The following is an 11,512-nucleotide window of genomic DNA, read 5'->3' as shown; positions in this document are numbered from 1 at the left end:
CTATAGAGACTCTTGCTCTATGCCTGTAATCACGTTAACCAAGTGGCGGTTGCCTTTACCGTAAGCTATGGTCGAGGAAAGCCTTAAATCGACGCTACATTTAACATCTGAATTCGTAGCATTTGCCGAACGTCGAGGAGAACAGTTGGTCGCCTGGGGTTCTCCTGGTGCTTTAATTAGCTCTAAAGTAGCCTGCGCTCCGGTCGCTGTCATAGGCACAGTTTCATCTCCCCCACCCAGGTTGGGCGTAGTAAACTTGGTGGCACCATTGAGCTTAATTTCGTCATAAATGGCACGGGATGTGTCGGCGTAGGCAAGTGTCAGCGCTTCATCATAATCCTGCGCCGCATTGATCACCTTCATATCAACACTGCTATTACTCATCAGGGTGACGGCAATACCGCTAACCACAAGCACCATCACTAAAGCGGCAATAAGCACCACACCGCGCTGCTGTTTTAAATTTAAATTGTGATTAACCATTGGTTACCCCCCGAGTTTTTGACCTTAAAGGTAGAGACAAACACCATGCGACGATAATTATCGGTAAAGGTTAATCGTCGCTGCGTAGCGGTGGCATCACCGCCCAGTACATAGGTTTGGTTGGTTAATTGAATATTGGCATCTTCATTGGTGGCGCGTACGAGCACAGATACTTGCACTGTTTTTATCTTAGTAGCGCCCGATTGTTCCCAATCGGCTGGTGTCATCTGCGAGGCATCGCGATAGACATCAACGTCGCCGTTACCGTTTTGATCCAAGCCGTAAAGAAAACGAATATTTTCCACTCCTTCTAACACCGACTCAGAACGCATACCGGCATTTCCAGCACCATCCGCATTCGTAGTTAAGCGCTTACGCATCAACACTGGAACTGTGATCGACTTGCCGCCAGAGTTATAATTTTGCTCACTTATGTAATACACGGTATGGCTGTAAGGCCAGACATTCGTGCCATCGACGTCGATTGCAGTACTGCCGCCAGCGATAAAACGAGCGTTGCCTAACGTGGTTTCTACATAATATTGATTGCCATTTGTAGAGGCACCACTGACATCATTACCCGACGCCCGCTTGATTTGAATTACATCACTGTTGTCAACCGCATCATTGATACAAGCTAAAGCGCTTGATGACCCGTCAGGAACTACTGTGCCATAAAGGACACGAAAGTTTGTCCCCGCTCCGGGGTTTGGAAAGCTGCCGTTATTGGGGCCACCGGAACAATCAGATGCAGGAGCGCTAACTGTAACTTCACTAAAAGACAGAGAGTCTGACTTCAAGCGACCAAAAAAGCCCGCCATTGCTATCTCTTTACCTAAGATATCCAGGGCAATACGACCCGTTTCTTGCAGTTCACCCATTTCTACCGTATCCGAGGTGGTCACCTTCATGCTCAAATAGGTAAACATCACGCCGCCAATTAAAAACAAACCAACGACCATGGCGATCATTAGCTCTAATAGGGTGTAACCGGCTATTCGATTAAACCTGTTGTGCTTTATATCCATTGTCGCTCCCTACACAAATAGAAATGAATTAAGTGCTAAAACACGGCGGCGGTCATCATTGGTACCGCAATCCGCTTTAACCGCCCCGGCACCTGCATTACTGGTCAACTCTTGGCGTGAATCCCAAGAAATCACCACATTAATGGCTAGGTTATCGGCACCACCATTGGTGGTAATACAAATCATGGCATCGGACAACGAACCCGTGTTATCTGTGGCGCGAATCGACTTACGCCAATGCTCAATATCAAAGCCCGCGATTTGAGCCGCGCTACAGGCGCTGTTTATACAGCTAATATAACCGCCGTCCTGCGTATCACTACTGGCAATATTGCCGTTATAGTTGCCCGCCAGCGCCCCTTCGGTATTGGCTTTCATACGCTCAATCACATCGTTGGCAACGCCCAGCGCTGCCGCGCGTTGCATGGCGTCATAGGTAGCCTGCTTCGCCTTTGCCTGCAAGGCAATGGCACCGAGGAGGCCAAACACTAAAACAATAAACGCAATAAGCGTTTCGAGGAGGGTAAAACCTTGTTGATTACGCATAATGATCCATGGAGTTGCAGTAATTCTTAACAGTTTAGTAACTCAAGCACCAGGCTCAACGTCTGAAGGAATAAACGGTATATTTAGAGGAATAAGCGGTCGAGCTAAGTAAAGGGTTCAGGTAGTACCAAAAAAACTAAGATTTTTTCCTTAAAAATCAGCTTTAAGCTGAACTCCATATAAGTTACGTGTGAAGGAAGTTAAATCGCTTACTGCACACTTGAGTAGCGGGTAGCAATCCATGAGCGAGAAACATGGTTAATGATAAGTTAGTCGGCTAACGCTTCTTTTACCCGCGAGACTTCGCGACGACTGACACTCAATAACTCGGGGCTAGATTTTAACCGTACCTGATATTGCTTGTCCTGCTGCACCACGGATTGAAGCTGCGCCTTGTTTACCAAGGTATTGCGGTGAATACGCAAAAACACCATCGGGTACTGTTGCTCCAACTCTTTGAGGCTGGTATCGAGTAACACCTGCGTATCACTGCAGATGGCTTGGGTGTACTTACCATCGCTACAACAATAAAGAATATCAGCCAGGTTTAATTTTTTGGTCTGATTTCCTACCTTATAGCTAATGCTCTGCTGTTGCTGCCCTTTTACCTGCGCCTTATTTAGCTGACTCAGTTTATTCACTACTGTATCGAGCTCTTGGCGCTCCAAGGGTTTTAAAAGGTACGCAGCGGGCATCACCTTAAAGGCATCGAGGGCGTGCTGGGGGTGAGCGGTGACAAAAACGATGGCCGGAGGAATCGCTTGCTCGTTAATTTCTTGTGCCGCGGTGAGGCCATTTTTCCCTGGCATTTCAACATCAATAAAGATCACATCAGGCTGTAACTGGGCGGCTAACTCAACAGCCTCATGGCCATTATCGGCATAACCAATCACATCAATATGCTGGTGATCGGCCAAAAGACGATTTAGACGTTTTTGCGCCATGGGTTCATCATCGACGATCAAAACTTGCACTGTATTGACTCCATTTTAGGCACCACCAATTTAACGCGGTAACTGTTCGCCAGTCGGCGCGCGCGCATGCTGGCCTGACCCGCATATATGATACTAAGGCGCTTTTGAATATTATCCAGAGCTATACCGTTGTGCGCCCGAGTCGTTGGGGTCGACTGTGCACTCAGGCTATTGCTAACAATAACAGTAGCACTTTGCTTACCAATATGTACCTCAACATCGATCACTCCGCCTTTATCACTGCTCTCAATACCATGGACGACGGCGTTCTCCAACAAGGGCTGCAGCGTTAAACAAGGCAAAACCAGCTCAGGCATGTTCGCCGGGAGGTGCCAGTTGACTTTAAGACGCTCGCCAAAGCGCCACTGCTCAAGGGCAATATAGCGCTTAGCTAAGGCCAGCTCCTGCGCCAGGGTGCTTTGTTGTCCCACCTGCATCGCGGCGCGAGATAAAGATGCCAGCGCCAATGCCGACTCCTCAGCGGCGTCGCTATCTTCATGGGCCAACTCAGCTAAGGTATTGAGGCTATTGAACAAAAAGTGTGGGCGAATACGGGCTTGTAACGCATCTAGTTGGGCTCGCGCATAGGCCGAATGCGCCTTGGCATGCTCGTTATAGATGGCCATAAACTGCACAAACAAAGCCGCGACCAGCAGACTGATGGCACTGCTTTTAAACACAAACCAATGAGAAAGCCCAGCATCGAGCAGTTCGAGATAGCTGATATACAAGGTGATAGCCAGGGTGCTAAGCACCAACACGGTAACCACCGCAAGCGCTTGCACCGAATTGTTTAGGTCGGGCTTAACTCGGCTCAGAATATAAAGCGCGGCAATGCTAATAGAGGTAATAAATTGAATAAGCAGGCTGCTCTGGCCAAGTACCAACCAGAAATTATCCGGTTGGTACTCGCTGAAACTAATGATCAGGGCCAGTACCTGTGCCACGATCAAAGCGCTAAGAATACCGCGCGTTTGACACAAGGTGGTCAGTAAAGAATAGGAATTAGCTTGGGCTGATAACGACTGACTCATTAATCACCCCAAATGCTTATCTAAGCTCTGCAGGAACGGCAAAGACGATATCTTCTTCGCGCCCTGGGTTTTCCACCACCTGTTCGCCGCCAAGTGATTTAAGGTGATTGACCACCTCTTTTACCAACACCTCGGGCGCCGATGCGCCAGCGGTCACGCCCACACTATCAACATTTTGTAACCAGTTGGCATCAATGGAGCTGGCATCATCAATTAAATAGGCTGCAGTGCCCATCTTGCTAGCCAGTTCACGCAGGCGGTTAGAGTTGGAGCTGTTCTTCGCTCCGACAACCAAGAGCACATCAACCTTGTCGGCCAAATCACGCACCGCATCCTGACGGTTTTGGGTGGCATAACAAATGTCGTCCTTGCGTGGACCATCGATGTCGGGGAAACGCTCACGCAATGCATCAATCACATCGGCGGTATCGTCAACAGACAAGGTAGTTTGGCTGCAATAGAACAACTTGCTGGCATCTTTAACCTGAAGCTTAGCCACGTCCTCTGGGGTTTCCACCAGATAGATACCGCCTTCAGGGTTGTCGTATTGACCCATGGTCCCTTCCACCTCGGGATGACCCTGGTGACCAATCAAAATACATTCGGTGCCACGGCGTGAAGCACGAGTCACTTCCATATGCACCTTGGTTACCAAGGGACAGGTGGCATCGAATACCTTCAAGTCACGACGTTTAGCTTCCTGGCGCACCGCTTGCGATACCCCATGGGCACTGAAAATCACAATACTGTCATCGGGTACCTGATGGAGCTCTTCAACGAATACGGCGCCTCGGTCTTTCAGGCCATTAACCACGTATTTATTGTGAACCACCTCGTGACGCACATAAATGGGGGCCTCGAAAATATCCAAGGCACGCTCTACTATGCTGATCGCCCGATCGACCCCGGCACAAAATCCGCGCGGGTTGGCTAACATGATTTTCATCAGTTGCTGACCTCCAAGATCTCCACCTCAAACGTAAGCTTTTGGCCCGCTAAAGGATGGTTGAAATCAATGGTTACCGACTCGCCCAGCACTTCTCGTACTACACCCGGCAGTTCGGTGCCATCGGGCTGGGTAAAGGCAATGATCGCCCCCACCTGGGCCGGCGCTTCGGCACTAAACTTGCTGCGGTCAACGTGATAGATGTTGTCCGGGTTAGGATGACCAAAGGCGTCCTCTGGCTCTAGCTCAAAGCTTTTTTCCTCACCGGCGCGCAGGCCAAGTAAACACTTCTCAAAGTTTTCCGTCAGGCTGCCATCACCCATTACCAGTTTAGCAGGCTTGTTGTGGACCTTGGTAGAATCGGCGGCAGAGCCGTCCGATAACTTAATCGAAAAGTGAAACAGTACTTCAGAATTAGCACCGATAATCGCTTCACTCATTGACCGACTCCTTTTTACTGCTTGATTTAAAGGCATCAATTAACAATAGCGCGGCACCAATACAGATGGCGCAATCGGCAATATTAAACTTAGGATAATGCCAGTTCTGGTAGTACACATGAATAAAATCAATCACATAGCCATATACCATGCGATCATAAAGATTCCCCAAGGCACCGGCCAGCACTAGAGCATAGGCACAGCCAAGTAATTTATTCGATGCGGGTAGGCGTTTAAGCCACCAGACAAGCAGCACCGAAATAGCCACCGCAATGGCGCTTAAGAACCAGCGCTGCCAGCCACCGGCCTCGCTCAAAAAGCTAAATGCGGCTCCCGGATTATGCACATAAGTAATATTGAAAACAGGCAGAATATCAATGCTCTGCCCTACAGTCATGGTATTAATCACTAGGGTTTTGGTGGCCCAATCGACCACCAAAAGCACCACCGTGAGTACCAACCAAATTAGTCCATTTCGCTTAGCTGACACAGTCACTCCTACAACTTAGATTAAGCAAACTGACGCGTTTCGCCATCACCATCAACATTGGTAACACAGCGACCGCACAGCTCAGGGTGTGCTTCAACGCTGCCTACGTCATCACAATAGTGCCAACAACGCTCACATTTTTGTGCATTAGTGGCGGCCACGAATACGGCTAAGCCAGTCAATTCAGACTCTGCAATGTCAGCTGGCTTATCGCCATGGGCAAGCACGGATACTTTAGAAGTCAGCAGCACAAAGCGCAGCTCGTCAGACAAGGCATCCAGTGTCGCTTTAAGCTCGTCATTGGCGTACAGAGTCACCTCTGCTTGCAAGGTAGCACCGATAATGTCTTCCTTACGGGCGCTTTCCAGGACACGGTTTACCGCATCACGGACGTTCAACACGGTTTGCCATTGTTCATTAGAGAACTGACCTTCAACCGAAGTTAAACCTTCATACCAGGTACCCGTGAATACAAACTCGCTGCGCTCACCCGGCAGCACCTGCCAGATCTCTTGAGCGGTAAAGCTTAGAATCGGCGCCATCCAACGTGTCATCGCCTCGGCAATATGGTACAGAGCGCTCTGACATGAACGACGAGCGTGCGAGTCAGCCTTGGCCGTGTACTGACGGTCTTTAATTACGTCCAGGTAGAAAGAGCCCAGCTCGCCGGTACAGAAGTTCATTAGCTTCTGTGTAACCACAAGTAGCTGATACTCGTCATAGGCATTAACGATTTCTTCTTGCAGCTGCGCCGCACGAGAAACGATCCAACGGTCAAGCTCAACCATGTCAGCCACATCAACCAAGTCGGTGCTTGGGTTAAAGCCATTTAGGTTAGCCAATAGATAACGGCTGGTATTACGAATACGACGGTAACGATCCGCGGCACGTTTGAAAATTTCATCCGACACCGTCATCTCTGCAGTAAAGTCGGTCGACGCCACCCATAGACGCAGAATGTCGGCGCCCATCTTATTCATCACGTCTTGCGGTGAAATTACGTTACCTAAAGACTTAGACATCTTGCGGCCGTTTTCATCCACGGTAAAACCATGAGTCATAACCTGACGGTATGGCGCGCGGCCATGGATGGCAACACTGGTCATCAACGATGACATAAACCAACCACGGTGCTGATCCGACCCTTCCAGGTATAGATCCGCCGGAGAGCTCAGCTCATCGCGGGCGTCCAGTACACAGGCGTGTGTTACACCCGAGTCAAACCAAACGTCCAAAGTATCCTGTACTTTTACATAACGCTCAGCATCTGCACCTAATAGAGTCTCCGGCTCAAGGTCATACCATGCCTGAATGCCGCCTTTCGCTACCAGTTGCGCCGCTTTTTCGATCAGTTCACTGCTGTTCGGGTGTAAATCACCCGTGTCTTTATCCACAAACAGGGCAATCGGCACACCCCAGGTACGCTGACGCGAGATACACCAGTCCGGGCGGCCTTCAACCATGTTTTCGATACGGCTTTCACCCCAGCTTGGCAACCACTCTGTCTTCTTGATTTCAGCCAGTGAATCCTGGCGCAAGCCCGCTTTATCCATGGCGATAAACCACTGTGGCGTAGCACGGAAGATGATAGGCGTTTTGTGGCGCCAACAATGTGGGTAGCTGTGCTGAAGCGCATGGTGATGCAATAAGGCACCTTTTTCTTGCAGCAGCTCAATCACATTCGGGTTGGCTTTAAATACGTGCTGACCGGCGAAAATAGGTGTATCCGGAAGATACACACCGTTAGCGCCAACCGGGTTCGCAACTTCTAGACCATAGGCAAGACCTGCCGCATAGTCTTCTTGACCATGACCCGGCGCGGTGTGCACGATACCTGTACCCGAGTCCGTGGTAACGTGGTCGCCCAGAATCACCGGCACATTGAATTCTAAGAATGGGTGCGCAGCTTGCAGGTTTTCAAGGGTAGAACCTTTGGCATAACCAAGCGTGTGGAAATGCTTAAAGCCAAAGCGGTCCATACAATCTTTAACCAATTCAGAGCCAAGCACTAAACGCTGTTGTTGACCTTCGTCTTCTACTTGAACCAAGGCATATTCAAGATTAGCGTGCACCGCTACGGCACGGTTTGCCGGCAGGGTCCAAGGTGTTGTGGTCCAAATCGCGGTGGCGATGCTGCCTGTGCCCTTGTGCTCTGCGCTCAAGGCGAATGCCGCTTCAACGGCCTGTTCGTCAGCGAACACAAATTTCACATCGATGGCTGGCGACTGCTTGTCCTGGTATTCAACCTCGGCTTCGGCCAGTGCCGAACCACAATCTGTACACCAGTGAACCGGCTTAGCACCCTTATGCAGGTGGCCCTTGTCGATAATACGACCTAAGGTACGGATGGCATTAGCTTCAAAATCGAAGTTCATGGTCAGATATGGGTTGTCCCACTCACCGAATACGCCCAGGCGTTTAAAGTCGGCTTTTTGACCTTCCACCTGCTTGGCGGCGTAGTCGCGACATTTTTGTCTAAATTCGGCGGCCGTTACCTTGTGACCCGGCTTGCCTACCTTTTTCTCTACCATCAATTCGATTGGCAGACCGTGGCAATCCCAGCCTGGAACATAAGGAGCATCGAAATCCGACAGGGTTTTCGACTTGATAATCACGTCTTTTAGGATTTTATTTACTGAGTGACCTAGGTGAATGTTGCCATTGGCATATGGAGGTCCATCATGCAAGATGAAAGACTTCTTACCTTTTTTTGCGGCGCGAATTTGTCCGTACAAGTCTTGCTCGTACCATTGCTTTAACATTTGCGGTTCGCGTTTGGCTAGGTTGCCACGCATTGGAAACTCGGTTTCCGGTAAGTTTAAGGTATGTTTATAGTCGCTCATTAATCCTACTTTCCGTATCGGCTACAGACTGCCGCTGCGCTCAGCGGTGGTCGCTAAAGTAAAAAACTGCTTTGCCGCGATGGCGTCGTGCTTAATTTGCTGCACCAACTCATCGAAGCCATTAAATTTTTGTTCGTCACGAAGCTTATGTTTAAGCTTCACTTCTATAAATTGTCCATATATCGACTGGTCAAAGTCGAACAAGTGTACTTCCAACAAGGCTCGAGTACCATTAAATGTAGGCTTATTACCCACATTCGCTACCCCGTTATAGGTGCGCCCGGCTATCACTGCCTGCACCGCAAATACGCCATTAAGAGGGCATACCTGTCGTTTAAGAGCCACATTAGCGGTTGGGAAACCCAACTCACGGCCTTTTTTCCAGCCATGGATGACCCGGCCACTGATGGCATAGTCATGACCCAGCATGGTTTTCGCCAGTTGCAAATCTCCCGCTTTCAAGGCGGTGCGGATGGCGGTGCTGCTCACTCTGGCATTGGCTTTCTTAAAGCTTTCCGTGCTTTTTACCGCCATGCCGGCGCCCTTGCCTAGCTCTTGAAGCAAAGAAAAATCACCTTCTCTGCCACGACCGAAACGAAAATCATCGCCCACGGTCAAGGCTTTTACACCCAGCTTATCGATCAACACCTGCTGCACAAAGTCGGCGGCGGCCAAATTGGCAAATTTGCGGTTAAAGCTGACGCAAATCACCCGCTCAACCCCAAGCTTGGCAAGTAAGGCAAGCTTATCGCGTAATCGCGTTAGCCGTGCCGGAGCCTGCTCTTTGCTAAAAAACTCCTGTGGCTGCGGCTCAAAGATCATCACGGTGCTAGGCAGGTTGAGCGCCTTGGCGTCCCCTAATAACCCCTTGATCACCTCGACGTGGCCCAAGTGCACTCCATCAAAGTTACCTATGGTGAGTACACAGCCATGATGTTGGTCGCGTATGTTGTGGATTCCGCGTATAAGCTCCATCGCTCAAATGCCTTGTCTTTGCGCACTACTGCTGACGAAAGTGCCCGATTATAATCTTTTTTTTAATGTGATTCAGTAGTTGCCACATTTTTTATCGTTCTTGGCCGTACACCGAAAATAAAAAGCATGCCAAAGTAGGTGCTTGCGGCCGCTCCGATCAAGCCTGCCAGCAACATAATCTGCTCGAGCAGCGGCCAGTGTTGCCAGTCAAACTGGGCTTGCACCAGGTAAACCAAAATACCCATCACTGCGCTAGCAAATACGCACTTGAGGCTAAAAGCCAGGCTAAAGCGGGAAAAGTGATACACCCCATCCTTGGCCAACTGACGATAAAGCAACAAGGCATTGCAGGTAGCCGACAGCGCCGTGGCCAGGGCTAATCCCAAGTAGCCAATAAAGGGGGCCAGCATAAGGTTGAACACCATGTTCAAAGCCATGGCAATAATACCGATACGTACCGGAGTGCGGGTATCTTGACGGGCATAAAAGCCTGGGGCCAATACCTTGATCAGCATAAAGCTCACCAAGCCCACCGCGTAGGCGGCAACCCCTAAGGCCACCGCTTTTACGTGGTCTTCACCGGCACTGGCAAAGGCGCCGTGGTCGAACAGCACGGTAATGATCAACGGGCTGATCAGCATCAAGCCAACCATGGCCGGTAACCCGAGGAAAATTACAAAGCGCACGCCCCAGTCCAGCGTGACCTGGAAGTCCGAGCCTTTATCGCCGGCATGTAATTTCGACAGGGTCGGCAAGATCACAGTGGCAATACCGATGCCAAACAGCCCCAGCGGGAATTCGATTAAGCGATCGGCGTAATAAAGCCAGGCAATGGAGCCGGTAACTAAAAAGGAGGCGATCACCGTATCCAAAAAGAGGTTGATTTGCGACACCGACACCCCGAACAGCGCTGGGATCATCAGGGTGCGTACCTTTTTTACCCCTTCGTCATGCCAGCCCCAGCGTGGCCTAACTAACATCTTGGCGCGATACAAGAAGGGAATTTGAAATGCCAGTTGCACCACACCGCCCACAAACACACCGATGGCCAGCGCATAGGCTCCTACCTCAAAGTGTTGGTGCAGGAAAATGGCACAGCCGATAATGGCAATATTAAGCAGCACGGGAGTAAATGCGGCCACCGCAAAGCGGTTATAGACATTCAGGATTGCGCCGCTGAGGGCCACCAAGGAGACAAAGAATAAGTAGGGAAAGGTCCACTTCAACAAGCTCGAAGCCAAGAGGAATTTATCCCCTTCGGGGCCACCTTGGTACCAGTCTACAAACCAGCCGGCACCGAACAGCGCAGCAATAATGGGCGAACCGATAACCCCAAGTAAGGTGACAATAATTAATATAGTGCCCAAGGTGCCTGCGGCGCGGGCAACAAAGAGCCGTACTGCGTCATCGCCTTGTTGCTCTTTAATCTCGCTCAGCACCGGCACAAAGGCCTGCGCAAACGCGCCTTCGGCAAACAAACGACGTAAAAAATTGGGAAACGATTGGCGAATAAAAACACGTCGGCACTGGCATTGGCGCCCAATAAATTGGCCACCACCGCATCGCGCACTAATCCTAACACCCGCGAAATCATTGTCATGGCACTGACAATCATACCGGAACGAAACAAGCTGTTAGCCACACATCCTCTCTTGGGCCGACATTAATTGCGGCATTATGCCAATAAAAGCCGAACGAATACAGCGCTGGTCGCCGCTCATTTGCTTTGCTATAATCCGCCGCGGTCACAGGC

Annotated in this window: 10 protein-coding genes and 1 pseudogene; all 11 read right to left on the bottom strand. The window is 50.1% G+C overall.

Going from position 1 to position 11,512, the window contains the following annotated elements; genetic code table 11:
- The 11 genes and pseudogenes from C2M36_RS13110 to murJ all read right to left on the bottom strand — a co-directional run bounded on the left by C2M36_RS13110 (position 1) and on the right by murJ (position 11,401).
- Positions 1 to 483 (bottom strand): pilus assembly PilX family protein, encoded by a 483-nt coding sequence (locus C2M36_RS13110; protein WP_105255271.1) that lies wholly within the window; start codon positions 481 to 483, stop codon positions 1 to 3.
- The gene (locus tag C2M36_RS13105; protein WP_105255520.1) at positions 465 to 1,511 is read right to left on the bottom strand and encodes a PilW family protein; all 1,047 of its coding nucleotides are present in this window, start codon (positions 1,509 to 1,511) and stop codon (positions 465 to 467) included. The genes C2M36_RS13110 and C2M36_RS13105 overlap by 19 nt, the downstream gene beginning before the upstream one ends.
- 9 nt (positions 1,512 to 1,520) lie before the next feature.
- Positions 1,521 to 2,057, bottom strand: coding sequence for a type IV pilus modification protein PilV (gene pilV / locus C2M36_RS13100; RefSeq protein ID WP_105255270.1), 537 nt, complete (start codon positions 2,055 to 2,057; stop codon positions 1,521 to 1,523).
- Positions 2,058 to 2,326: 269 nt separating this feature from the next.
- A complete protein-coding gene (locus tag C2M36_RS13095; RefSeq protein ID WP_105255269.1) occupies positions 2,327 to 3,031 on the bottom strand; it encodes a LytR/AlgR family response regulator transcription factor in 705 nt (234 codons plus the stop codon).
- A complete protein-coding gene (locus tag C2M36_RS17020) occupies positions 3,019 to 4,065 on the bottom strand; it encodes a sensor histidine kinase (protein ID WP_234399176.1) in 1,047 nt (348 codons plus the stop codon). The genes C2M36_RS13095 and C2M36_RS17020 overlap by 13 nt, the downstream gene beginning before the upstream one ends.
- A 16-nt stretch (positions 4,066 to 4,081) precedes the next feature.
- Complete coding sequence (gene ispH / locus C2M36_RS13085; protein WP_105255268.1) at positions 4,082 to 5,011, bottom strand: 4-hydroxy-3-methylbut-2-enyl diphosphate reductase; 930 nt, start codon at positions 5,009 to 5,011, stop codon at positions 4,082 to 4,084.
- Positions 5,011 to 5,451 carry an FKBP-type peptidyl-prolyl cis-trans isomerase gene (gene fkpB / locus C2M36_RS13080; RefSeq protein ID WP_105255267.1) on the bottom strand — a complete coding sequence of 147 codons (441 nt, stop codon included), beginning with the start codon at positions 5,449 to 5,451 and terminating at the stop codon, positions 5,011 to 5,013. The genes ispH and fkpB overlap by 1 nt, the downstream gene beginning before the upstream one ends.
- The gene (gene lspA, locus C2M36_RS13075) at positions 5,444 to 5,947 is read right to left on the bottom strand and encodes a signal peptidase II (protein ID WP_105255266.1); all 504 of its coding nucleotides are present in this window, start codon (positions 5,945 to 5,947) and stop codon (positions 5,444 to 5,446) included. The genes fkpB and lspA overlap by 8 nt, the downstream gene beginning before the upstream one ends.
- 14 nt (positions 5,948 to 5,961) lie before the next feature.
- On the bottom strand, positions 5,962 to 8,784 hold the full coding sequence (ileS, locus tag C2M36_RS13070) for an isoleucine--tRNA ligase (RefSeq protein ID WP_105255265.1): 2,823 nt from the start codon (positions 8,782 to 8,784) through the stop codon (positions 5,962 to 5,964).
- Between the two features lie 21 nt (positions 8,785 to 8,805).
- The gene (gene ribF, locus C2M36_RS13065; RefSeq protein WP_105255264.1) at positions 8,806 to 9,759 is read right to left on the bottom strand and encodes a bifunctional riboflavin kinase/FAD synthetase; all 954 of its coding nucleotides are present in this window, start codon (positions 9,757 to 9,759) and stop codon (positions 8,806 to 8,808) included.
- A gap of 62 nt (positions 9,760 to 9,821) precedes the next feature.
- A pseudogene (gene murJ / locus C2M36_RS13060) lies at positions 9,822 to 11,401 on the bottom strand (murein biosynthesis integral membrane protein MurJ).
- Between the last annotated feature and the right edge of the window lie 111 nt (positions 11,402 to 11,512).

The sequence above is a fragment of the Pseudoalteromonas sp. T1lg75 genome, assembly GCF_002964705.1.
Lineage (GTDB): Bacteria > Pseudomonadota > Gammaproteobacteria > Enterobacterales > Alteromonadaceae > Pseudoalteromonas.
The sequence above is the reverse complement of the archived record's forward strand: the minus strand, read 5'-3'. Positions and strand labels throughout refer to the sequence as shown.

Bases quoted from the DNA above. Each gene is read 5' to 3' on its own strand.
- C2M36_RS17020 (WP_234399176.1), bottom strand. From the start codon at position 4,065: ATGAGTCAGTCGTTATCAGCCCAAGCTAATTCCTATTCTTTACTGACC.
- ribF (WP_105255264.1), bottom strand. From the start codon at position 9,759: ATGGAGCTTATACGCGGAATCCACAACATACGCGACCAACATCATGGC.
- ispH (WP_105255268.1), bottom strand. From the start codon at position 5,011: ATGAAAATCATGTTAGCCAACCCGCGCGGATTTTGTGCCGGGGTCGAT.
- C2M36_RS13105 (WP_105255520.1), bottom strand. From the start codon at position 1,511: ATGGATATAAAGCACAACAGGTTTAATCGAATAGCCGGTTACACCCTA.
- fkpB (WP_105255267.1), bottom strand. From the start codon at position 5,451: ATGAGTGAAGCGATTATCGGTGCTAATTCTGAAGTACTGTTTCACTTT.
- pilV (WP_105255270.1), bottom strand. From the start codon at position 2,057: ATGCGTAATCAACAAGGTTTTACCCTCCTCGAAACGCTTATTGCGTTT.
- ileS (WP_105255265.1), bottom strand. From the start codon at position 8,784: ATGAGCGACTATAAACATACCTTAAACTTACCGGAAACCGAGTTTCCA.
- C2M36_RS13110 (WP_105255271.1), bottom strand. From the start codon at position 483: ATGGTTAATCACAATTTAAATTTAAAACAGCAGCGCGGTGTGGTGCTT.